The organism is Comamonas sp. F1-6, assembly GCF_039581415.1.
Taxonomy (GTDB): domain Bacteria; phylum Pseudomonadota; class Gammaproteobacteria; order Burkholderiales; family Burkholderiaceae_C; genus Comamonas; species Comamonas thiooxydans.
Genome location: NZ_JBCPWN010000020.1, coordinates 71156 through 92731 on the forward strand (window position 1 = coordinate 71156; position 21576 = coordinate 92731).

A 21576-nucleotide genomic window follows, 5' to 3' on the forward strand; every position below is an offset into this window, starting at 1 on the left:
ATCGTCTTTTCTGTCACGGCAAACCTCGTGACAGTCACAGGCTTGGTTGATCTGGAATGCTTGGAGCGTTAACGCCTCTTGGCTCCGGCAAGGGCTCGTATCAGACTCTGTCCATGGAGGTGACAGTCAAGGCCGGGGCGATTCGAATGTCGTTAAAATCGGTGGTAGATAGGAGTCGATCTATATGAGCGCAGCCTCGCTAATCGCAAACCATATGAATGTCCCCTACGGCAAGATCGTCAGTGAGGAGGATGTTGCCGCATCGTTCAGGCATGGGAGACTGTCGGCGTCAAACCTAGAAGCAAATGCAATTCTTGCCTTTTTCTTCAATGAAATTGAGCCTAGCCTCATCATCCGATGTGCTAGGGAAGTGGGGGTGAGTCTCCAAACCGCCAACGCCCTTTACAAGGACACGCTGGTGCGAGGATGTTGTGCATCCCCTTCCTGGGAAGAGGCTTTCGGTGCTTGCGCCTGACACACATATAGCCAATGCGAAACGACTTTGCGATGTTAATTTCCACGCAAAACTGACCCGCCGGGGGCTAGTGGGTCACTTCTGGGTGGAAATCTCTAGGCTACGGGTGCTGGCGATCGTTGTCCTCCATTCCGCTTGGAGGTGACCGCATGCTTGAGCTGAACAGCGGCAGCATGCGACCCGTTGCTGTCGTTTGAGCTTTGCTTGTCTACGCCTGCTGTGTAGCGTCGGGTGACTATCGCACGTTGCTGTGAAAAAGCACTCCGATAGATTGCTTTTTGTTTGCGTCGGTGTTGAGGGTTTCGCTCAGGCCGTAAGTTCGGCGATCTGCGCATGGGCGTTAGCCATGCCTTGTTCTAAGCCATGCGGGCGGATGTCCATGCCTTCCGCGTAGACGAATTCCACCTCGTTGATGCCCATGAGGCCGAGCACCGAGCGCAGATAGGGCGTGACGGCGTCGGTCATCTGCCCCAGGTGAATGCCGCCGCGCGAGCTGAAGACTACGGCGCTGACGCCTTCCACCAGACCCATCGGATAGGTTTCTGTGTAGCGGAAGGTCTCGCGGGCGCGGGCCACCAGGTCGAACCAGTTCTTCAGTGCTGTCGGCACGTTCAGGTTGTACATGGGAGCGCCGATCAGCAGCAGGTCGCTGGACTTGAGTTCGGCGATGAGCTGGTCGGACAGAGCCACCCCTTGTTGAATACGCTGGCTGGAGTTTTCGGCACCTCGCAGGGCATTGAACAGCTCGTCGTCCAGCACAGGCAGGTTCATGCCGGGCAGGTCGCGCACCACTACTTCATCGACATGGCCACGGGCCTTGCGCTCGGCTAGGAAGCTGTCGATAAGGTGGTTGGTCCTGGAATGGGTGCCGTTGATACTGGACTGAAGAACGAGAATTTTGCTCACGGAAGTGCTCCATGCAGAGAAGTTTTATCAATGCATCAAGCTTATCAAGCAATTTTTGTCTTTGGTGGTGATAGTATTTCCTATTATTGTTTCCAAAAAGGATGCAATGTATGGCTAGTAGCTTGAGTGGCATTGATGTTTTCGTGGCTGTGGTCGAAGCCGGTAGCTTTGCCCAGGCGGCCCAGGGGCTGCACATCACCCGCTCTGCGGTCTGCAAGAGCGTGGCCCGCCTGGAGCAGCGCCTGGGCGTGCTGCTGTTTCACCGCACCACGCGCAGCCAGAGTCTCACCGAGGAGGGCTCGCTGTTCTACGACCACTGCCTGCGAGCGCTAGAGGCAGTGCGTACCGGCGAGGCGGCACTGGAAAGCGGCAAGGGCCATGTCAACGGCCGGCTGAGGGTTTCCATGCCGGTGCTGTTCGGGCATTTGTACATCGCGCCCATCCTGCTTGAGCTGGCGAGAGAGCATCCGGGGTTGACGCTGGAGTTGTACTTCTGCGATCGCATGGTGGACCTGGTGGAAGAGGGTCTAGACCTGGTCATCCGTAACGGCGTGCCGCCAGACAGCGGCGATCTCGCGGCCCGTCGGCTGGGCGAGCACCATATGGTGTTTTGTGCTTCACCGTCCTATCTGCAAGGTCATAGCGAACCCGCCACGTTGCACGACTTGCAACAGCACGACGGGCTGGCCTATACCCGCCAGGGACGGGTGTATGACTGGCAGGTGCTGCTCGATGGGCAGGTGAAGGCCATCCGACCCAAGGCCCGTTTTCTGATGGATGACCTACGTGCCATCACCGACGCCGCGATTGCGGGCTTCGGCATTGCCTGGCTGCCATCCTGGCTGGCGCGCAAGCACCTGGACAGCGGCGAGTTGCGTGAATTGCTGCCGGGCCAACTCAGCGTGTCCTATGTGATCAATGCGCTGTGGCCGTACACCGTGCATCTTCCGTTGAAGACGCGGCTGGCGGTGGATGAACTAGTGAAGAAGCTGCCACAGCGCCTGGCAGTGGCTGAAAGATAGGTTTCTTGCTCGTTCTGGAATCATTGATTCGCCAATTTAGAACGCAAGCGCAAGATATGGCCATGCTGCATGGTGTGGTCTACATTACGTTTGGCAACATCGGGCAGCCCTGTGTGATGCAGACGATCTTGGACAAACTGGATGAATTAACAGAGCAAAGGCAGCTTCGCTTTCGGCGGGTCTGCGGCTGAAACTGAGCGTTGAGCGACCGCTTGTCATCCCAACCGCTGGCTGCTCTTGGCCGAGAGTACCAGTTTGGCCCAGCGCTACATTGCTGCCGTTGAAGACGGCCACCCTGCCGCAGTTTCCAGGGTGGCCGCCAGCGGCAACTTCAAATCTCCGTCTGTTCGGAGATCTCAAGGGCATCGTCGACTTCGATACCCAGGTACCTTCTAGGCCGCCACCAGTTCCACAGGCCCAATACCAAGGTAGACCTGTTTACCGGCTAGATCGGTGACGCTCCATCGTTCGTCGGCCACTTGAGTGATCTGGTAGTTTTCCGGTGTTAGAGGCAGATCCATATTTTCTAAGTAACCCAACCAGGTCCCGTAGCGAAGTACCGCTGATGGCGCGATTTCGCTTGTATTTGCTTTGAATTTCATAGGTTGCCAATCATGCACCATCCTCATTTGAATTCTCGGCTTTCCGTGGAAAGTCGGCCCAAGAGGTGGGATAGGTCCGCCAGCCGCTCCGCTATAAGGTTGCACACTTGACCTTGGCGCTGCCAACGCCCTTCGACTGCCAGAAGGCGTGACCCTAGCAACACCTGGCGCTGCTCATCCCGCACGTCGCGCCAGACAATGACCTGTGTGCTGCCCTCCTCGTCTTCCAGCGAGACAAAAACCGTGCCGTTGGCCGTGCCTGGCTGTTGCCGCAGCGTCACGATGCCGGCAGTCCGTACCCGCTCGCCGCTGACGACCGTGCGCAGCTGCCTGGAAGTCTTGAGCTTGTACTGGTTTAGCCGCGGCCGCAGAAGGCGCATGGGGTGACTGCGCAGCGTCAAGCCAGTCGAAGCGAAGTCCCATAGCACCTCCTCTCCTTCTGGGGCTGCCGGCAGTTCAAGGAAAGCTTCGTCAACGGTGGCCACCTCCAGCAGCTCGGGCGCGGCGTGCATGGCTGCGGCATCCCAAACCTGTTGGCGACGGTGCCCAGATAGCGTGGCCAGTGCACCCGCAGCAGCTAGAACCTTCATCTCGTGCTGCTGGAGACGCACACGCATGGCAAGTTGCTCTGCAGTGTCGAAGGGCGCTCGATGACGCTCTTCCGCAATGCGCTGCGCGCTGCTGCTGCGCAGGCTGGAGATAAGGCGCAGGCCCAGCCGTACAGCTGGTTTGGTGTCGATGTCTTCGAGCGTACAGTCCACCTCGCTGTGCATCACGTCGACGGGCCGTACTTCGACGCCGTGGCGGCGCGCGTCCTGGACCAGCTGGCTGGCGGAATAGAACCCCAGCGGCTGACTGTTGAGCATGGCCGCAAGGAAGGCGGCAGGCTCATGGCGCTTGATCCAGCAGCTGGCATAGACCAGCAGAGCGAAGCTGGCCGCGTGGCTTTCAGGGAAGCCATACTCGCTAAAACCTTTGATTTGCTCAAAAATCTGCTCGGCAAACTCTCGCTCATAGCCCCGTGAGGTCATGCCCTGAACGATTTTGTCGTAATACCTCTCTAGCCCGCCCTTGCGCTTCCAGGCCGCCATGGCTCGGCGCAGGCCATCGGCCTCGCCCGCAGTGAAGCCGGCCGCGAGCATGGCAACCTGCATGACCTGTTCCTGAAACACGGGCACGCCCAAGGTACGGCCCAAGGCCTCCTTTAACGCTTCGCTTGGGTAGCTCACGGGGTCGATCCCCTGGCGTCGGCGCAAATACGGGTGCACCATGCCTCCCTGAATCGGGCCAGGCCGCACGATGGCCACCTCGATCACCAGGTCGTAGAAGCGCCTGGGTTTTAAGCGTGGCAGCATCGTCATCTGCGCACGGCTCTCGATCTGGAACACGCCAACCGTGTCTGCACGGCAAATCATGTCGTAGGTGGCCTTGTCCTCTGCAGGAATGTCCTGCATCGAAAAATTGAACCCACGGCGCCGGCTGATGAACTCCAAAGCTCGGCGGATAGCCGACAGCATGCCCAAGGCCAGCACATCAACCTTGAGCAGGCCTGCGGCATCCAGATCATCCTTGTCCCATTCGATCACTGTGCGATCCGGCATTGAGGCGTTTTCTACCGGAACCATCCTGCACAGCAGATCTCGCGTGAGCACGAAGCCGCCGGTGTGCTGGGAAAGATGCCGTGGGAAGCCGATCAGCTGCTCCGTCAACGTGATGAGCTGCTGCACGGCCAGCGAGCTCGTGTCCATGCCGAGCTCATCGAAACGCTCCTGACGAATGCTGCGGCCGTCAAACCACTGTTGCCCCTTGGCAATGGCGTCGACCACTTCGAGCTCGAAGCCCAAGGCCTTGCCCACATCGCGGATGGCGGATCGAGGCCGATAGGAAATGACGGCAGCCGTCAGCGCAGCGCGGTCGCGGCCGTACTTCTGGTACAGGTACTGAATGACTTCTTCCCGGCGCTGGTGCTCGAAGTCGATGTCGATGTCGGGTGGCTCGTTGCGCTCCCGGCTGATGAAACGCTCGAAGAGCACGGACATGCGCGCGGGATCTACCTCCGTCACGCCCAGGCAGTAGCAGACCACGCTGTTGGCTGCGGAGCCCCGGCCTTGACAGAGAATGTTGCGCGACCGGGCAAAGGCCACGATGTCATAGACCGTGAGGAAATACGGTTCATATTTCAGCTCGCAGATCAACTCCAGCTCGTGCTCGATCTGGTGCTGTACCTTCTCTGGGATGCCGCCTGGCCAGCGCCGCCCTGCTCCTTCATATGTCGCCTGGCGCAAATAGCTGGCTGCCGTGTGCCCTGCAGGGACGACTTCATCAGGATATTGGTAGCGCAGCTCGTCCAGACTGAATTTGCAGCGCTCAGCGACCCTCAGCGTTTGCGCTAGCAGCTCGGCGGGGAATGTCTGGGCCAGCCGCAACCGACTTCGCAAGTGCCGCTCTGCGCTGCGCTGGAGCGCGTAGCCGCATTCAGTGAGCGGCTTGCCGACGCGTGTGGCCGTCAGCACGTCCTGCAGGGGCTTGCGCGAGCGCACATGCATGTGCACGTCGCCCACGGCCACGAGCGGCAATGCGGTCAAATCGGACAGCTCCCGCATACGATGCAGCCACAGCTCATCATCCAGCCGGCGCACCAGATCCACGCCGATCCAGCAGCGGCCCGTGAAATGTGTCAAAGCCCAGCCGCCCATGGCGGCCAGCTGTGGGTCTGTCGCGCAGCGCTCTGGACACAGCAGCACCAGGTTGTCGCGAAGCTCCTTCCCATCGATCTCATCGAGATTAAGCCGATATGTCCCCTTTTCGGAAGAGCGGCGCAGCTTGGTGATGAACTGGCACAGATTGCCGTAGCCGTTGAGATTCTGGGCCAGTGCCACCAGGGTGAATCGTGCCTCGCTGCTATCACGCGGCTGGATGCTGAACTGTGCGCCCAGCAGCAGCTTCAAGCCCGCTTGTTTGGCTGCAACGTGTGCGCGCACCACACCAGCCATCGAACACTCGTCTGTAATGGCCAGGGCGCTGTAGCCGAGCTCCTGGGCACGCTCTACGAGCTCCTCCGGTCGGCTGGCCCCACGCAGGAAGGTGAAATTGGAGATGCACCGCAGCTCCGCATAGGCAGGCAGGACGTTTTCCATGACGGTCGCACTCTCTCAGGCGTAGTGCCCGTGCAGGAACCAGGCGGTTTGGTCGCCAGCGAGGCGTGCCTGGAAGATCCAGAGCAGACCTGCATGCTCGCTGCGGGCAACCCAGTAGTCACGCTGCACGTTCAATGGGATTTCTTCGCCATTTCCCTCTTCATGCCCACGATGCCACCAGCCGCCCTCGACTCGATCAGGACCAAGCAGCAGCTGCAGGGTCCCTTGATAGATCGGGCGATTGGCGCGCTCTATCAGGCGTATGGGCTTGTCCAGTACCCAGCTGGGAAGCGGCAGCTCGTGCACGAGGTCGGACCTGGAAGCTCGGCGAGCTTCGGTCAAGCCCCACTCCTGCATCCATTCGAGACGGTGATCGGCCGTCAGCTGTGGCCGACGCACCGCGCCATCGCCCAGCCGTGCCTGGATTCGCTCCAGGGCCAACTTGGTGGATTGAGCTCTATTTGCAACCTCCGGGATCAGCGAGCGGCTTTCCTCAACAATGGGCTGCACCTCGGTAGCCAGGATCTCCAGCTCACCAGCTGGTGCGAGCAGCTCGACCTTGGCCAGATGCTCGCCGAGCAGCCGAGCGAAGTGCTCGACGTTCTGTGTTGGCTCCGCTGTACGGATGGTCAGTTCACCTCCGGTACCGGCATCGCGAGCACGCATGTCGTCATGACACCACCGCAACGTGAACGCAGTAGCTCCCAGCTGACGAGCTTTGAGCCAGCCCGCCATCTGCAGAAGCAGCCGCCGCGCCCCGAAAAGCATGGCAGGCGCCAGATCCACGCGACACATGAGCTCCAGTCGCGCTCGAAAGGTCTCAGGCACTGTCGCCCAGGCGTAAGCCTCTGGCCGCAGGCCGTATGCGCGATCCATTGCTTCAAGAAGCTCTTTGTCGAAGCGACGCACGATGCCGCCACGCGGCAGCGCACGCACTTGGCCAAGGGTTCTGCATCCAACCCTCGCCAGGGTAGGCTGATGCTTGGCCACTGCGGTAATTCGCTCCAGCAACAGCCTATCGAGCAGGCGCACCAACGGCTCGTGGAACCCATCGCTCACACCTTGTCGTGCCAACGCAAGCGCTGCAAGGCCCGTCGGTGCCCATGCAACGCTGGCTCCGAGTTCTTGCGCCCCAGTCTCCACCAGCGAATGCAACGCCGCTGTGCCGCCGAATAGCCGCATGCTTGCATCGACCTCCAGCAGTACGCCCTCTTCGACCATGGCCACACGCGGCGTGAACTGCAAAGCCCAGACCGCCAACGACTGCAGCTCAATGGGCGATGCGGAGCTTGGAAGCGATATGGGTATGAGAGCTGCCCAATGCATGGTGCACCTCCTGTGGAATGCTTGGCACTGGAATGCCAAGGTTGCGCATACGAGGTGGAATGATGGAGTTCAGATTGCCCGGAACGGCATTCAGATGCATTACTTCGACGGCAGCACCACCCCGGCGTTTACGGATCTGCACATCAATGTCCCAGCCCTGGCCGAGAGATACAGAGAGTCGTAGCGGTGCCGGCGAGGCGTCTCGTAGGGCTGACTCGGGACGAATCAAGAACACAGGTGCATCGCATGCATGCGCGTGAACCTGCAGGCGGCGGATCTGGTCCTGTCTTGCTTGAGGAAGCCAGGCAATCACAGCACCGTCTGGCTCAGATTTAATGAGTTGCTCTGCGGCCCACAGCCGTTCAGCCGACCCCTTGGCATCAATCCAGACAAGTTGCTCTGGGGCAAGGCCGAGCTGAGCAAGGCCCATTGCGAGTGGCGTCTTCGGAGGAGCAACCAGATAGACCCGACTACCCTTGTCCGCCAGCAACTCAGGCAAGGCTGGCCCGAGCAACCGCCATTCACACAGCGCGGCCTGGGGCAGCAACAACTCGCTCAAGCCATGAGTCGGCCAGCCTCCACCGGGCAACGCGGCATTGAGCTCCGTAAAGCCAGTAGGGAAAGCTCTGCCGGTCGACCTTGCTACCTCTGTGCCGCGCCAAACCGCCTGCGCAAGATGCGACGGCAGATGCCAGCGGTCATAGTCACCGGGATCGTGTGTGATGGAGTGGGTTGCGGCATTCATGGCTTTTAACTGTATGGATGTACAGTATAAAAGCCTGAAAGCTGATTAGTGCCATGGCGCTGACGGTATTTAGCCAATGCTGCGGATTGAGTAGCAGCACTTCTGGTCTTAATGCGGTTGGCGCGACTTCAGGACGCGGCAAGGTGCGGCGTCTGCTAATCCGAGAGCCCAAGAAGGGCTTTCGAGACTCTCAATGCGTTGGTATGGCATATGCCACGCCAAGCTGAGCGGCCAACTCTGCAAGGCGTCGATCTGCAGTCCAAAGCAAAGCGCCCGGTGTGATTAGCGTCGAGGCCAGCAGCGATAGATCTACCAAGCCGCAGCCCTTACCGAATAGCTTGTTCTTCTCAAGGAAGGCCAAAGTCTCAAGAATTGAAGCTTCCTGGCTCGGCCGCAGCATGGCCAGAGCTGCGAGCGTATCGGCACGCGGCGCTGGCGGCGTGCCGCAGGCCAACTCTGCATGCACCATAGGATGCATCAGCACGCTGTCTTGCACCAAGAGCTCCTGCAGGTGGATGTCGGCCTCCCGAAAATGCCTCACCCACACCGATGTATCGACTAGAACGGACACCGGCATCAGCGAGAGCCTTCGGCATCTGCCGCGCTGCCACGGCGTGGCACATCAGGCATGTCTGGCGCGCTTCCGCCCAGGGCAGCCAAGCGCTTGCCTGCCTCGACGCGAGTGAAGGTTTCAAGCGCCAGGCGTACCAGTTCAGGCACAGCAATACCAGGCGCTGCAACAGCACGGGCACGGTTCACGACTTCGTCGTCGATCGTAAAGGTCGATCTCATGGCTACTCCTTTAGCATCAAATTTGATGCATTGTCGCATCAGGCGGGATGTTTGTGAATGATGATTTGTATTGCACAATACAAATATGACCCAGCAGCCAAACCAGCTTGACCTTGTGCCCACGCCCTCACCCCGCTTGGCACCTACGCAGGAAACCTACAACGAGCTGCAGATGGCCTACGACCATTTCAATGAACGGCTGTTTGAGGGGCAACTTCCAAGCTGCTTGATTACGCTGCAGCGGGAAAAGCGAACTTTTGGCTACTTCTCAGCCGCCCGCTTTGCCTCGGTGGACGGCTCAACGACCGACGAGATTGCGATGAATCCAACCTACTTTGCGGTCGTACCGATCATCGAAACACTCCAGACCCAAGTCCATGAAATGACGCACTTGTGGCAGCACCATTTTGGCAAGCCAGGCCGAGGCCGGTATCACAACGAGGAATGGGCGCGAAAGATGGAGAGCATCGGGCTCATGCCCTCCTCTACTGGGCAACCTGGTGGCGCGCGAACGGGTGATTGCATGGCGGACTATGCCGTCGAGGGTGGCCGCTTTTTGGCTGCATGCCAGGAGCTGCTGACCGCAAATTTCACGCTCAGCTGGTACGACCGCTTCCCCTCTGCAGATCACGTAATCGCTGGCCAAGCCAGCATGGCCAACCACATTCAAGGCATCAAGGGGACCAAGCCTCCAATGGCCAGCATCCCTGCCCTGGCCGAGGCAGTTAAGCCCACGGGCTCAGCTGTCGCCGCCACTGCAGGGGAAGGCGGGGTGCTTACTACGCCAGCCAACAAGTCCAATCGGGTGAAATACAGCTGTAGCGGATGCAAGATTCCGGTCTCTGTGTGGGGAAAGCCTGGGCTAAAGCTGATCTGCGGCGAGTGCAGAAACAACTTCACCGCTATTTAGAGCAAAGTGCGTATTCCGGTTGAATTGACTGCCAGTACCGATTTCAGCCGACGAACCCGCTGGGCGTGACCGACTGAGTTCGGCCAGAAGCTGTCGTCCGGAGCGTGGCCGCGAACAGCAAGTCTAGGCTGTCTGCAGTCGCCCAATTCAAAGATGCCGATGACTGCTAATGTCCACAGCAGTCATTGGAGCGAGACCTCCACAAAGGTCCTCTCCAAACCTCGAAGCAGTCACTGGACTGACATGAGCTTCGAGTGAACGTCTTTACCTGGGTCGAACTGGTGCTCTCGACCCAAAGCGGACAAAGCAACTTTAGGTCGTCTGTGCTAGTTATAGCCCCAGTTCGGAGAGTCCTGGGTGCTCGTCGGGACGACGCCCAAGTGGCCAGTGGAATTTACGATCCAATTCCTTGATGGGCATGTCGTTAATAGAAGCGTAGCGACGGCGCATCAGGCCATCGGCCTCAAACTCCCAGTTTTCGTTTCCGTACGACCGGAACCAGTTGCCCGCATCGTCATGCCACTCATAGGCGTAGCGAACTGCTATTCGATTCCCCTCATGTAGCCAGAGTTCCTTGATGAGTCGGTAGTCAAGTTCCTTCTTCCACTTTCTCTCAAGAAAAGCCTGCGCTTCGGCTCGGCTAGTGGCGAACTCAGCGCGGTTGCGCCACTTCGTATCCGGCGTGTAGGCCAAGGCAACTTTGGCTGCGTCGCGTGTGTTCCAGCCGTCTTCCGCCAAGCGAACTTTCTGTACGGCAGTTTCGTGTGTGAATGGAGGCAGGGGTGGGCGTGTTTCCATGATTGACCTCTATGTAGGCATGTAGAACGATCTGTCTACATAGTTGATACTATTCGATGTAGAACGATCTGTCTACAATGTCTGCATGAACTCTGACAAACAATCTTTTGCAGCACTGCCTCCACGTGAGCGAATCTTGCTAGCTGCCCATGATCTTTTTTACAACGAAGGAATCAGAGCTACAGGGGTTGATCGGATCATTGATCGGTCGTCGGTCAGTAAGGTCACGTTCTACAGGCAATATGCGAGCAAAGACGAGTTGATTCGGGCTTACCTCGATTACCGACACCAAGGGTGGATTTCTTGGTTCAAGAGCAGCTTGGCGCACGAGTCCCTTGATGGAGCGAGCGCGACTGAGGCGCTACTTTGTACTCTCAGTGGATGGTTTAGTCAGACCCACTTTCGAGGCTGCGCTTTCCTGAATGCTGCTGCAGAGCTGGGATCTACCGATCCCGGGATTCTTGAAGTTGTGCGTCAGCACAAAAAAGAGATGGCATGCGTTTTGGATGAGCTGTTCGGCGACCACACTGTCTCTGCAGGCCAGTCGCTTTCGCTGCCCGTGGATGGCGCTATCGTGCACGTACAGATGGGCCAGCCACTTGAGGAAGTGCTTGAAAACCTCAAAGTCGTCGTTGAAAGAATCGTCGCTAGGTAAGACCGCGTGTGACCTCTGCAGCTAAGGTCGTCATTAGTCTTGCAGGACGAAGCGCCAACTGTGCACTGAGTGACCACTTCTGGCCGTTAGCCAGCCTCTCAGGGCATTCCATTTCTGCCATACAGACGATAACTCGGCCTACGGCTTAAGCGCTCGTAATAGTCCCGTACCGCCGGATAGTCCGGGTGCGCCAGCGGTGTTTCAAACCACCGGTTTACTGACAGTCCAACAGGTATGTCCGCAAGAGAGAACGCCTCGCCGCAAACGTAGGCACCGGTCGAATCCAGTTGCCGATCCAGGATCCCCATATGCTTCGACCATTCCCGGCAGCCGGTTGCCAGCGCATGGCTGTCCTGGTGCTCGGGAGAGTGCCTAACCAATGACATGAAGGCATAGCTCCAGGACTTGTTGAGATCCGTTGCCTGCCAGTCCATCCATTGGTCAACTCGCGCCCTCGCCAGCGCATCGAGCGGGTAAATCTCAGCGCCGCTATAGCGGTTGGCCAGATAGCGAATGATGGTGTTCGACTCCCATAAAACAAAATCGCCATCCTGGATGACCGGCACCATGGCATTGGGATTGAGCGCCATGAATTCAACCGTATGGGTCGACTTGAAGCCTGACCCCCAATCCTCTCGCTCAAAAGGTATGTCCATTTCGGCGCAGGCCCAGAGTACCTTGCGTACATTGATTGACGATGCCTTGCCCAACACGCGCAACATTTCATGCCTTTCTTCTGCCGAGTGACGCTTTCAGGTGAATCTATGCGGGCATTGATCGTACAAAGCGAGCCGGCCAGTTAGAAAATCATCCACGTCTCGCCGCATTTAAGCAGCACTTAGGCTTTGGGTTAAATCTGGGCGATGGCTTCTGGCAGATTCTTGCAGTCGCTGCTCTACCCGAAGCTGTTGATCGGAGGCGCACTGCAGCTGTCTGCTTCTGGCCGGTAGGAGCCTTCGTCCAAGGACTGTTCACGGCCATTTGCCGTCATCTAAGCTTCGACGACCGATGCCTGGTATGGAGTGATTGCTGCGGCTTATGGCTGCATCGAGCCATCAGCAGTCAAGGTCATGAGCGTGACGAGGTCACGCCTGTCATAGGCTAGGCCATAAAAAACGATGCCCCCCTGGGGAGCATCGCTTCCTTGTTGCTAATCTTGGCAGGGATAGCTTTGAGGTCGAGGCTGCTGATTGTGCCGTACCGACGACTCACGGCGCTAGCCGATCAAGCGTTCTCCAGGACGCTCCCTGATGTCCATGAAATGCACGAGTGGGCCGGATGACGGCCGTATCAGCAATCAAATTTGAGAGAGGATCTCCTCATCCTTCTCGAGGCCTTGGGAAGCGACCGTGTTTTTAGTCTGTGCCTGTAGGGAGGTTCCGGGGGACATCAAGCGATGCGAGCCAACCGCGGAACCGGCCAACAGACCACTGCCTTCGCTCGCATCGTGGGCCTGTAGCTTGAAGGCTGCCACCACTTCGGCCAACTGGTGCGCCTGCTGCTGCAACGACTGCGCCGCTGCTGTGGCCTGTTCCACCAGCGCGGCGTTCTGCTGCGTGCTCTGGTCCATCTGGGTAACGGCGCTGCCGACCTCGGCAATGCCCCGGCTTTGCTCCTGGCTGGCATTGCTGATCTCGGCCACGATGGCCGTGACGCGGTTGACACTGTCCACCACCTCCCGCATGGTAGTGCCCGCCGCATTCACCAGGCGACTGCCCGTGCTGACTTGGCTCACGGAATCATCGATCAACGTCTTGATTTCCTTAGCGGCCTCGGCCGAACGCTGCGCCAATTGGCGCACCTCGGACGCCACCACGGCAAAGCCGCGGCCCTGCTCGCCGGCGCGCGCGGCCTCCACAGCCGCATTCAGCGCCAGGATGTTGGTCTGGAAGGCGATGGAGTCGATGACCTGGATGATGTCCACGATACGGCGCGCCGAGGCCTCGATGCCGCCCATAGTCTGCACCACCTGGTCCACCACGGCGCCGCCTTGTGTGGCCACTTCGGAGGCATTGCTCGCCAGCTCGCTGGCTTGGCGCGCGCTGGCCGCGTTCTGCTGAACAGTGGCAGTGAGCTGCTCCATAGCCGCAGCGGTCTCTTCGAGCGAGCTGGCCTGCTGCTCGGTGCGCGAGGACAGATCTTGGTTGCCGCTGGCGATCTCGCTGGTGGCAATCCGTACTGACTCCGAGGATTGGCGGATGCGCAGCAACACGGCAGCGATCTTGTCAGTGAAATGATTGAATGCCGTGGCGATCTGGGTCAGTTCGTCCTTGCCCGCGGTATCCAGGCGCCGCGTTAGATCGCCTTCACCCGAGGCAATATCCTCCAATGCATCGCGCACGACTAAGAGACGGCGCAGTAGACGGTTCACGCTGGCCGACAGCAGCGCCACGGCCACCACCACACAAAGCGCCGCGATCAGCATCTCCATCTGCAGCAACTGGCGTGCGGCGGCAGTAGCCTCGGTCTTGTCCACGGCCACGCCCAGCAACCAGGGCGTGCCCTCCACCCGGGACGCATAGACCAGCTGCGTTGCGCCATTCACGTCCACTTCGGCACTGCCACCGTCCTGGGCCAGTTTCTGCAGCAGCCCGCCATCAAGCTGCGGCGCGATGCCGGTGGAGGGCTTCATGACCAGTTCCGCCTTGGCATAGGCCAGGATGTTGGACTGCCCGTCCAGCAGGAAGGCAAAGCTCTTGCCCGTGGCGTGGATGGAGTTCACCTTGCGCGTCACAGTATCCAGATGCATGTCCGTGCCAACCACGGCGGCGTACTGGCCGGCCGGCCCTACGGGCTCGACGAAGCTGATCGTCAGCTTGCCGGTGCTGGCATCAATGTAGGGAGGTGTCACACTGGGCTTGCCTGCCTGCACGGCCTGCTTGTACCAGGGGCGCTCCGTACCGACATAGTTCTCTGGCATGGGGTGGGAGAACACATGGGCACCGCTGGCGTAGACGAAATAGGTATCGTCGAAATTGCCGGCCTGCTTGGCCGCCAATAAAAAGGGCACGGGCTCCTGCTTACCTACTGCCTGCTGCAGCGAGCTGGTGATGCGCTGCTTGTCTCGCACCCACTCGGCCAGATCATTGGCATGCAGCTTCGTGAGCTGGCTTATGCGCTCGTCGAGCGAGCGCTCGGTACTGCTACGCACCGAGAAAAAGGTGGAGAGCGCCAAGGCAAGCAGTGAGAGTGTGGTGATGGCTACACAGATACCGATCAGGCGTGCACGCAGGCTATTTAACATGAAAACATTCCACAAAGCGTAATAATTTGTGGGAAGTCAATGTACCTTGATTCAGGTAATGAGAATTTCTTCGCGAGGGAGGAAATTTCCCTAAGACCTTTCAATTGATCTCTTGGCTGCTGCGTTATCAGTCACGTCACTCATAGACATGCACTGACGACAAGAGGCGGACCGCCAGGATTGAGTGGTAGCAAGTCGAACTGGCTGCTGCCCACAAGAAGACTCTTGTGAGGCAGCTGTTCAGGACAGGCGACCTTCAAAGACCGGTGCTGGCGTCAGGCAAGTTGCCGTCGTTCACGCATGGCTGCTGTTGCTCAATGCAGCCATTGCGCCAAAGCTGTAGAGAAATTCTGCTCTGCACCTTGATGCTGTTGCCGGAGTCTGATGAGCACCAAGTGACTGCTTATGCGCGTACTGAAGTGGTGCTATCGACCCATTGCTGTCGTTCGGATTTCGTCAGCAGATGCCTGCCGCGCAGCGATTGCTGTTGCCCCTGGCTGCCTCGTGACCTATTCGTCACTGCTACATAGCGGTCGTTCGAGCTCCAGGACTGGTGGCGGCCCAACGACAGGATTCAAACCGGGTGCCGACATCGGCCCTACGTGCAGAACGAAGTACGCCACTACAGCTTATGAACTAGCCTTGTCAACTCACTGTGGAACTCCCACCTGAAGTTCGTTAAGGCGAATTTCGCTGCTGCACGTTCGACGCTTGGTTAGTCAACCTTGATGCTTCCGGCCTTGATAACACTAGACCACTTCGCAGTCTCAGACTTTACGAAGGCAGCAAAGTCCTTCGAACTGGACCCAACACCTTGGACACCCAGTTCTGCAAAGCGGCTTGCTACCGCAGGGCTGGCAACAACGATGCGGGTTTCTTCCTCAAGGCGGGCCAAGATGGGCTTAGGCGTGTCAGCGGGTGCGAAGAGGCCGTTCCATTCGTTCACCTCGAATCCCTTGACGCCACTCTCGGCAACGGTCGGAACCTGTGGAAAGCCGTCAAGTCGTTTTGACGAAGTAATGGCCAAAGGTTTGAGCTTGCCGCTCTTCACGAAGGTACCGCTCGCAGTGGTAGCGCTGAACATAAGGTCGACTTGACCGCCTATCAGGTCCGTCAGTGCCGGTGCACCACCCTTGTAAGGGATGTGTGTCATCGAAATCTTCTCATTTTGAGCGAACAGTTCTGCTGCCAGATGCTGCGCGCCACCGGTTCCAGCAGATGCGAATGTCATTTTTCCCGGCTTCTCCTTCGCCGCCTTCACAAAGCTAGCGACGCTGGTATATGGAGAGTTGGCTGGCACTAGCATGAGGAGAGGGACCTGCATGATGAGCGAGACTGGCGCGAGATCTTTGGCAGGGTCGTAGCTAAGCTTTGGAAACAGGCTCGGATTGACCGCGTATGAAGTGGCATCCAAAAGAAGGGTGTAACCGTCAGCAGGCGCTTTTGCAACATAGGCAGCTCCAATCGTGCCACTTGCGCCAGGACGATTGTCGACAATGATTTGCTGCTTCAGTCTCTCCCCAAGATGCTGAGCCATGATGCGAGCTGTGTTGTCTGCTGCGCCCCCTGCCGGATACGGGACCACCAACTTGATAGGCTTGTCGGGCCATTGCGCATGCGCTGCGCTCATCCCAATCACCATGCTGGCTGTTACCAAGACGGGCTTCATCCACTGTTTCATTTTTGTCTCCATAGAAAAAGGGGACCGGTCGCGACAACAGGCATCCCCAATATCGTCTCAGCGGCCGAGCAAAAACTCGGCAGCAATTCAATTAACTACACAGTCGCGATGGGGGTGGCTGGTGAGCCCACCGCTCCAGGCAGACGCAGGGGAGGCGCCGTCAACAGGAAACGGTAACGGCCATGCTGACGTAGCCATGTCGCGAGCGGTGTGAGATGCCATAACTCTCCGAGATGTATTCCGTTCTTGAAGAGGCAATGCTCATGCAGTGGCAGTCGTGGACCACGGATCGGCGCTGGCTGCATCAGTCGGGGTACGACCAACTCAACGGCGGGGTTGTCAGCAAGCAAGCATGCAAGGCGCACATCAACTATCCAATTGAGCAGCTTGGAGTCGTTGCCATCCAAGCCGCTACCTGTCTCGTGGAGCTGCTTGAGATTGGGGTGACGATTCATTGCGAGCAAGGTGTCTGCGAATCCAGTATGGATGCACACCATGTCTCCCGCTTCAATTTCCACTTGGTCGGATTCAAGGATGCGCATCAGCCGGTCATAGCCGACGGCCTCACGGCAACGCCCAATGTGATGCTCGAGGTCGATCATCACTCCGCGCCCCTGAACACCGTGCTCTGCCAGGTTCTCGATACCCAGTGCCTGCGCACGAGGCGATGGAAAGCGCATCCATTCGGTTGGAGCATTTTTGTCTTCCGCAGAAGAAAAGATGTCCACGCCAGCGCGAAATCCGTTGTAGAAAACAGCTTCGGGGTGACCATCGCCATCTGCGTCGAAGCGGCTTCCCATGTGCGCGAGGCTATCCCATTGCGTCGAGTACTGGGTATTCATGACAAGCACTTCGTCACAAACAACATCCGTTAGCGTCTCGTCCTCGTCCAGGTAAGACCAGCAAAACCCCTGTGCGCCAGCGCTCTTGCCGTCGCGAAGGGTCGAGAATGTCTTCGCAGGCATGCGGCGGGGATTCATCGTCATTCCACCAGGCACGTCCAAGGGCAACGACAAACAGAAGGTCTTTCCGAACCTGACTTCGGCGACTCCCTGGAGAACTTTATTGCTGTCAACCAGATTCATGCGCCCGCGCTGGTCATCTGCTCCGAATTCGCCCCAGTTGCTTCTGTCCGGGGCATGCTTCCATCGTTGCATGGAGTGTCCTTACGCTGCTTGAAACTGTCCCGCCAGAACAGCAAGTGCGTTCCTGGCGGCCGACTCGCCCATGTTGATGTAAGCATCCGACGTCACCGAACCCACATGAGGGCTCAGTACGAAACCCTTTTGGGATTGAAACGGATGACCTGGCGCCATGGGCTCCACGGCAAAACTATCGAGGCCTGCTGCACGGACCTGCCCACCACTGACCGCATCCAGGAGCGCCTGCTCGTCAATCAGACCGCCGCGTGCGGTGTTGACCACGATAACCCCTCGCTTGCAACGTTCGAGGGTCGTCGCATTCAGCATTCCTTCGTTGTCTTGGGTGAGTGGGCAATGCAACGAGATTGCGTCGGACCTGCTGAGCAATTCTTCCAAGTCAACAAGCGTCACGTAGTCGGGTACATCCTTAGCATAAGGGTCGAAAGCGACGACGTTCATTCCGAAGCCTTCTGCCATCCGTGCGAAACGACGGCCGATGGCACCCAACCCCACTACGCCTACCGTGCGACCGGACAGTTCGACGCTCGAATGAGTGGCTTTCTCCCAATGTCCGGCATGCATCCGGGCATCAACGGCAGGAATAGACTTCGCGCAGGCTAGTAGCAGAGCAAACGCGTGCTCCGCAACGGCATTCGCATTGGCACCAACTGCGGCGACAACTTCAATTCCCCGCTCCTTTGCAGCCAATTTGTCGATGTTGTCGGTTCCCGAGCCGTGTTTAGAGATAACCCGCAGGGCCGGAGCTGCGTCCATTGCAGCAACCCCCACCTTGCCGTATCGCACGACCATGGCGACGGGATTGTGGCGTTTGCACAGAGCGACGATGTCGTCGGGCGTCGGTGTCTTGCCGGTGTAGACCAGGTCGTAGTCCTTGAGAAGTGCGACGGCACTGGGAGCAATTGCATCGGCCGTAATGACAATGGTACTCACAGGCTTTCCCCTTCCTTGAGCACGCCGGCTGCACGCAGCGCCGATGTCAACCACTTAGCGTTCGTGTCTCCGCCCTTGATAGCCTCAATGCGTGCCGCTTCGTCTTTGACCTTCTTTGCAGCAGCGGGAAGCAGTCCTTCAATTTTTTCGCGCTCGACAACCACAACCCCATCCGCGTCACCGATAACGAAGTCGCCAGGGTGAACCATGACGCCACCAACGGACACAGGACAACCAATGCGACCTGGAACCATCTTGGTTGGTCCATTCGGATTGGTTCCCACGGAGAAGACGGGGAAGTCCATCTCCTCAATCTCCAGGCTGTCGCGAGCAGCGCCATCAATGACCACACCTGCGATTCCGAGCTGTTTGCAGGCAGTCATCATGATGGTGCCCATCAAAGCGGACGTTTGGTCCCCCTTGCCATCTATGACAAGCACATCGCCGGGCTTCGCCATTGCCATGGCAGCGTGAATCATGAGGTTGTCGCCAGGGCACACTTCCACTGTAAAGGCTGTTCCCGCCAGCTTCATGTTGGGGCGCAAGGCCTTGATGCGACCGTGCATTGCACCTCGCCGACCGGCTACATCAGCCAAGATGGCAGGCTGGAACTGTGATGCCTCCTGAACGATGTTCAAAGGCACGCGGTCGAAGTCGCGGATGATGTCAGGTACGTTATTCATTATTCAAATTCCAAGAAAAGTGAGAAGGCAGGCGTTCCCCCGCAAACGGCAGATGCGTAGCCATTACCGGAGGAAAAAGGGGGGAGTCAGTTGGCCTTCGCGCCGGACTCTTTGACGACCTTGGCCCAGCGGCCTGTCTCGTCGCGTACCAAGCTAGCGAACTGCTCAGGGGTTCCACCCAGAACATCTGCGCCTTGCTCCGTGAGTCGTTTTCTTACGTCAGGGGTCTCGAGTGCCCTGTTGAATGCAGCGTTGAGTTTGCTCAATTTGTCCTTGGACACGCCAGCCGGCGCAGCGAGGCCGAACCAAGTCACTGCCTCAAATCCCTTGAAGCCTGATTCCGCGACGGTAGGAACGTTAGGCAGGTCGGCGGAACGCTTGGCAGACGTCACGGCAAGCGCTCGCATTTTTCCGTTCTTGATGTGGCCGCTGAGCGTCACAACCGACGAGATATACATCTGAATCTGTCCGCCAATCAGGTCCGTCGCGCCCTGTGCTGCCCCCTTGTAGGGAACATGTGTCAACTTGACATTGGCAATGCGCTGGAGCTGCTCGGTCGCCAAATGAGCAACTGTTCCGCTTCCTGAGCTCGCGTAGTTAATGCCTTCAGGATCCGCCTTGGCTGCATTAATCAAGTCAGAAAGTGTCTTGTAGGGCGAGTTGCTTGCAACTGCAATGACCAAGGGGGCACTTGCGACCAATCCGACTGGGGCAAGGTCTTTTTGCGGGTTGTAGGGCAGCTTGGCGTAGAGCGATGGGTTGATGGCCATGTTCGACGTCTGCCCCATCACCAGCGTATATCCGTCGGGGGCCGCCTTGGCAGCCGCATCCATCCCGATGTTTCCGCCTGAACCAGGCTTGTTATCGATGATGATGGTCCAGCCTTGCTGACTCGTGACGGTCGTCGCGACTTCCCGTGCAATCATGTCGGGACCACCACCGGCTGGAAATGGAACGATGATCTTGATTGAGCGTGCCGGGTACGTCTCGGCGGAAGAGATGGCAGGGGTGAGGCTAGCGAGCAGGCCGACGCCGATTACGGCGGCCCCAAAAGCGCGAACGCTGCGGAACGAATTCATCTTGATGTCTCCTAAAGATCGGATGCGTCAAAGTCGCACCTCTATAAGACTCAAGTATTCGCTTCACTCTCCTATTCGTCCAATCGAACTTTTTTTCAAACCTATAAATTTAACTTTGCCTATTGGGCGACTGGCAGTCTGGCGTGCTTGGCCAACAAGGCGATCAGTCGCTGAGCCGCTGGGGAAACATAGCCGCTGTCTCGGTAAGTGACGACCATCCGACGGCGCATAGTTGCACCACGTACCTTTACTTCACGCAGCCCTGCACCAGAACTGCCCTCCTGGAGGTGCAATCGGGAGATGAAGCTCAGCAAGCCTGTTTCAGCGATCAGCGTGGGCAGCATCAGCAACATCGTGCTTTCTACCTGGACGATCGGGCGTGGCAGATGGTGTCGGTCGAACGTTTGGTCCAACCAATCGCGGATGGGTGCACCTTGCGGCTGCAATACCCATTTGTAGTCTGTGAGGTCACTCAGTGTTACCCGAGGCCTCGAGAACAACTCATGACTCGAAATCGCGGCCACAACAAGCTGGTCTTCAGCCAACAAACGCGACGTGAGTCCCGGTTCGCTGGGGGCATCTGTGCCGACAAGAAGATCAATGTCTCCGCTACGCAGCAGCGGGGCAAGGACGTCGCCAAGTGCGACCGTCGTTTGTATCGTCACACCAGGTGCTTCTGCAAGCAAGTCCCGTGCTGCGGGCGGCAACAGAAACTGCGCCGCAGTAGGGACAATTCCGAGTTTGACGTGACCCGATACTCCCTGACCAATGTCTCCAATTTCGCGGTGAGCGCTCTCGATGTCAAACCGAGTCCGTTGAGCCCACTTCAATAGCGTATGCCCCGCTGTAGTCAACCGAATTCCTCGGCCGGCCTTTTCTAACAGCGTGGCCCCGCACGCATCCTCCAGACGTCGAACGCAACTCGTAAGAGCTGGTTGAGTCTTGTGCAAGCGCTCGGCAGCTCTGCCCATGTGCTCAAGTTCAGCAATGACTTCAAAGTACTTCAAATCCCGCAAGTCCACGTGAATCCCTTTAGTTCAATCTATGTCCAGTGGCATCGTCGTGCGCAGACTCGCAATGCCGGTAACGACAAGAGGCGAACCACTTGCAGCGACGCCCATGAAAGTTTAGCGGCGTAGATAGTTGCCGGCGATATCACCTAACCAAGGCGGGCGTAGTGTTCGGAAAAAGGACAGCGTTGATTCTTGGTCGTTGAGCGTCGGAGTTTCGGAGACCATATTGCTCAACGGAATGGTTCTGTTGGTCGACTCGAGTCTTTCGGAGCGCCACCGTTTGGGTACACGGCGAACCAAACGATCGAGTGACTGATCCTGAGGGTGGAGGCGCCGATCAAGCCAAACGGCGCTCAGCGGCTGGTTTTGGTGATTCCGGCGCCTCACAGGCACAGGGGCGTGAATGGCTCAGTTC

Annotated in this window: 21 protein-coding genes; 5 read left to right on the forward strand and 16 right to left on the reverse strand. The window is 58.2% G+C overall.

Annotation, left to right across the window (positions count from 1 at the left end):
* Positions 1–184 precede the first annotated feature (184 nt).
* Positions 185–475: a hypothetical protein gene (locus tag AAIL66_RS18645; RefSeq protein ID WP_055477413.1), complete on the forward strand. Its 291-nt coding sequence runs from the start codon at positions 185–187 to the stop codon at positions 473–475.
* A 306-nt stretch (positions 476–781) separates the two neighbouring features.
* Here the strand turns inward: AAIL66_RS18645 and AAIL66_RS18650 are convergent, their stop codons facing one another.
* Positions 782–1381, reverse strand: coding sequence for an NAD(P)H-dependent oxidoreductase (locus AAIL66_RS18650; RefSeq protein ID WP_343497417.1), 600 nt, complete (start codon positions 1379–1381; stop codon positions 782–784).
* A gap of 110 nt (positions 1382–1491) precedes the next feature.
* Between AAIL66_RS18650 and AAIL66_RS18655 the strand changes: the two genes are divergently transcribed.
* Positions 1492–2403, forward strand: coding sequence for a LysR family transcriptional regulator (locus tag AAIL66_RS18655; protein ID WP_343497418.1), 912 nt, complete (start codon positions 1492–1494; stop codon positions 2401–2403).
* A 5-nt stretch (positions 2404–2408) separates the two neighbouring features.
* Positions 2409–2594: a hypothetical protein gene (locus AAIL66_RS18660; RefSeq protein WP_177341058.1), complete on the forward strand. Its 186-nt coding sequence runs from the start codon at positions 2409–2411 to the stop codon at positions 2592–2594.
* A 201-nt stretch (positions 2595–2795) separates the two neighbouring features.
* On the opposite strand, the gene AAIL66_RS18665 is transcribed toward AAIL66_RS18660, so the two are convergent.
* The 6 genes from AAIL66_RS18665 to AAIL66_RS18690 form a co-directional block, all read right to left on the reverse strand.
* Entirely contained in the window at positions 2796–3005 is a 210-nt protein-coding gene (locus tag AAIL66_RS18665) for a hypothetical protein (protein WP_343497420.1), read from the reverse strand.
* A 23-nt stretch (positions 3006–3028) separates the two neighbouring features.
* Positions 3029–6142 carry an error-prone DNA polymerase gene (locus AAIL66_RS18670; protein ID WP_343497421.1) on the reverse strand — a complete coding sequence of 1038 codons (3114 nt, stop codon included), beginning with the start codon at positions 6140–6142 and terminating at the stop codon, positions 3029–3031.
* Positions 6143–6157: 15 nt separating this feature from the next.
* Complete coding sequence (locus AAIL66_RS18675) at positions 6158–7468, reverse strand: DNA polymerase Y family protein (protein WP_343497422.1); 1311 nt, start codon at positions 7466–7468, stop codon at positions 6158–6160.
* The gene (gene imuA, locus AAIL66_RS18680) at positions 7413–8213 is read right to left on the reverse strand and encodes a translesion DNA synthesis-associated protein ImuA (RefSeq protein WP_343497423.1); all 801 of its coding nucleotides are present in this window, start codon (positions 8211–8213) and stop codon (positions 7413–7415) included. Before imuA ends, AAIL66_RS18675 begins: the two co-directional genes overlap by 56 nt.
* Positions 8214–8403: 190 nt before the next feature.
* On the reverse strand, positions 8404–8790 hold the full coding sequence (locus tag AAIL66_RS18685; protein WP_343497424.1) for a PIN domain-containing protein: 387 nt from the start codon (positions 8788–8790) through the stop codon (positions 8404–8406).
* Complete coding sequence (locus AAIL66_RS18690; protein ID WP_034371179.1) at positions 8790–9005, reverse strand: DUF2191 domain-containing protein; 216 nt, start codon at positions 9003–9005, stop codon at positions 8790–8792. Before AAIL66_RS18690 ends, AAIL66_RS18685 begins: the two co-directional genes overlap by 1 nt.
* An 85-nt stretch (positions 9006–9090) precedes the next feature.
* On the opposite strand from AAIL66_RS18690, the gene AAIL66_RS18695 reads away from it, so the two are divergent.
* Positions 9091–9915 carry a SprT-like domain-containing protein gene (locus AAIL66_RS18695; RefSeq protein ID WP_343497425.1) on the forward strand — a complete coding sequence of 275 codons (825 nt, stop codon included), beginning with the start codon at positions 9091–9093 and terminating at the stop codon, positions 9913–9915.
* A 330-nt stretch (positions 9916–10245) separates the two neighbouring features.
* Here AAIL66_RS18695 and AAIL66_RS18700 read toward each other — a convergent pair whose 3' ends face one another.
* Complete coding sequence (locus AAIL66_RS18700; protein WP_343497426.1) at positions 10246–10713, reverse strand: nuclear transport factor 2 family protein; 468 nt, start codon at positions 10711–10713, stop codon at positions 10246–10248.
* A gap of 85 nt (positions 10714–10798) precedes the next feature.
* On the opposite strand from AAIL66_RS18700, the gene AAIL66_RS18705 reads away from it, so the two are divergent.
* Positions 10799–11368 (forward strand): TetR/AcrR family transcriptional regulator, encoded by a 570-nt coding sequence (locus AAIL66_RS18705; protein ID WP_034405823.1) that lies wholly within the window; start codon positions 10799–10801, stop codon positions 11366–11368.
* A 98-nt stretch (positions 11369–11466) separates the two neighbouring features.
* On the opposite strand, the gene AAIL66_RS18710 is transcribed toward AAIL66_RS18705, so the two are convergent.
* The 8 genes from AAIL66_RS18710 to AAIL66_RS18745 all read right to left on the reverse strand — a co-directional run bounded on the left by AAIL66_RS18710 (position 11467) and on the right by AAIL66_RS18745 (position 21155).
* Positions 11467–12090 carry a glutathione S-transferase gene (locus AAIL66_RS18710; RefSeq protein ID WP_034408410.1) on the reverse strand — a complete coding sequence of 208 codons (624 nt, stop codon included), beginning with the start codon at positions 12088–12090 and terminating at the stop codon, positions 11467–11469.
* Between the two features lie 575 nt (positions 12091–12665).
* On the reverse strand, positions 12666–14612 hold the full coding sequence (locus tag AAIL66_RS18715) for a methyl-accepting chemotaxis protein (protein WP_082085693.1): 1947 nt from the start codon (positions 14610–14612) through the stop codon (positions 12666–12668).
* 715 nt (positions 14613–15327) lie between these two features.
* Positions 15328–16281, reverse strand: coding sequence for a tripartite tricarboxylate transporter substrate binding protein (locus AAIL66_RS18720; protein ID WP_343497437.1), 954 nt, complete (start codon positions 16279–16281; stop codon positions 15328–15330).
* Positions 16282–16388: 107 nt separating this feature from the next.
* A complete protein-coding gene (locus AAIL66_RS18725) occupies positions 16389–17450 on the reverse strand; it encodes a cyclase family protein (RefSeq protein ID WP_343497427.1) in 1062 nt (353 codons plus the stop codon).
* Positions 17451–17459: 9 nt separating this feature from the next.
* On the reverse strand, positions 17460–18386 hold the full coding sequence (locus tag AAIL66_RS18730) for a hydroxyacid dehydrogenase (RefSeq protein WP_343497428.1): 927 nt from the start codon (positions 18384–18386) through the stop codon (positions 17460–17462).
* The gene (locus AAIL66_RS18735; protein WP_343497429.1) at positions 18383–19069 is read right to left on the reverse strand and encodes an RraA family protein; all 687 of its coding nucleotides are present in this window, start codon (positions 19067–19069) and stop codon (positions 18383–18385) included. The genes AAIL66_RS18730 and AAIL66_RS18735 overlap by 4 nt, the downstream gene beginning before the upstream one ends.
* Before the next feature lie 86 nt (positions 19070–19155).
* On the reverse strand, positions 19156–20148 hold the full coding sequence (locus tag AAIL66_RS18740; protein WP_343497430.1) for a tripartite tricarboxylate transporter substrate binding protein: 993 nt from the start codon (positions 20146–20148) through the stop codon (positions 19156–19158).
* Between the two features lie 119 nt (positions 20149–20267).
* Positions 20268–21155 (reverse strand): LysR family transcriptional regulator, encoded by an 888-nt coding sequence (locus tag AAIL66_RS18745; RefSeq protein WP_238585768.1) that lies wholly within the window; start codon positions 21153–21155, stop codon positions 20268–20270.
* Positions 21156–21576: the final 421 nt, after the last annotated feature.

Coding starts and splice junctions, on each gene's coding strand:
- imuA (WP_343497423.1), bottom strand. CDS start 8,213: ATGAATGCCGCAACCCACTCCATCACACACGATCCCGGTGACTATGAC.
- AAIL66_RS18675 (WP_343497422.1), bottom strand. CDS start 7,468: ATGCATTGGGCAGCTCTCATACCCATATCGCTTCCAAGCTCCGCATCG.
- AAIL66_RS18665 (WP_343497420.1), bottom strand. CDS start 3,005: ATGAAATTCAAAGCAAATACAAGCGAAATCGCGCCATCAGCGGTACTT.
- AAIL66_RS18655 (WP_343497418.1), top strand. CDS start 1,492: ATGGCTAGTAGCTTGAGTGGCATTGATGTTTTCGTGGCTGTGGTCGAA.
- AAIL66_RS18685 (WP_343497424.1), bottom strand. CDS start 8,790: ATGCCGGTGTCCGTTCTAGTCGATACATCGGTGTGGGTGAGGCATTTT.
- AAIL66_RS18710 (WP_034408410.1), bottom strand. CDS start 12,090: ATGTTGCGCGTGTTGGGCAAGGCATCGTCAATCAATGTACGCAAGGTA.
- AAIL66_RS18720 (WP_343497437.1), bottom strand. CDS start 16,281: ATGAAGCCCGTCTTGGTAACAGCCAGCATGGTGATTGGGATGAGCGCA.
- AAIL66_RS18725 (WP_343497427.1), bottom strand. CDS start 17,450: ATGCAACGATGGAAGCATGCCCCGGACAGAAGCAACTGGGGCGAATTC.
- AAIL66_RS18705 (WP_034405823.1), top strand. CDS start 10,799: ATGAACTCTGACAAACAATCTTTTGCAGCACTGCCTCCACGTGAGCGA.
- AAIL66_RS18690 (WP_034371179.1), bottom strand. CDS start 9,005: ATGAGATCGACCTTTACGATCGACGACGAAGTCGTGAACCGTGCCCGT.
- AAIL66_RS18740 (WP_343497430.1), bottom strand. CDS start 20,148: ATGAATTCGTTCCGCAGCGTTCGCGCTTTTGGGGCCGCCGTAATCGGC.
- AAIL66_RS18735 (WP_343497429.1), bottom strand. CDS start 19,069: ATGAATAACGTACCTGACATCATCCGCGACTTCGACCGCGTGCCTTTG.
- AAIL66_RS18670 (WP_343497421.1), bottom strand. CDS start 6,142: ATGGAAAACGTCCTGCCTGCCTATGCGGAGCTGCGGTGCATCTCCAAT.
- AAIL66_RS18715 (WP_082085693.1), bottom strand. CDS start 14,612: ATGTTAAATAGCCTGCGTGCACGCCTGATCGGTATCTGTGTAGCCATC.
- AAIL66_RS18700 (WP_343497426.1), bottom strand. CDS start 10,713: ATGGAAACACGCCCACCCCTGCCTCCATTCACACACGAAACTGCCGTA.
- AAIL66_RS18645 (WP_055477413.1), top strand. CDS start 185: ATGAGCGCAGCCTCGCTAATCGCAAACCATATGAATGTCCCCTACGGC.
- AAIL66_RS18695 (WP_343497425.1), top strand. CDS start 9,091: ATGACCCAGCAGCCAAACCAGCTTGACCTTGTGCCCACGCCCTCACCC.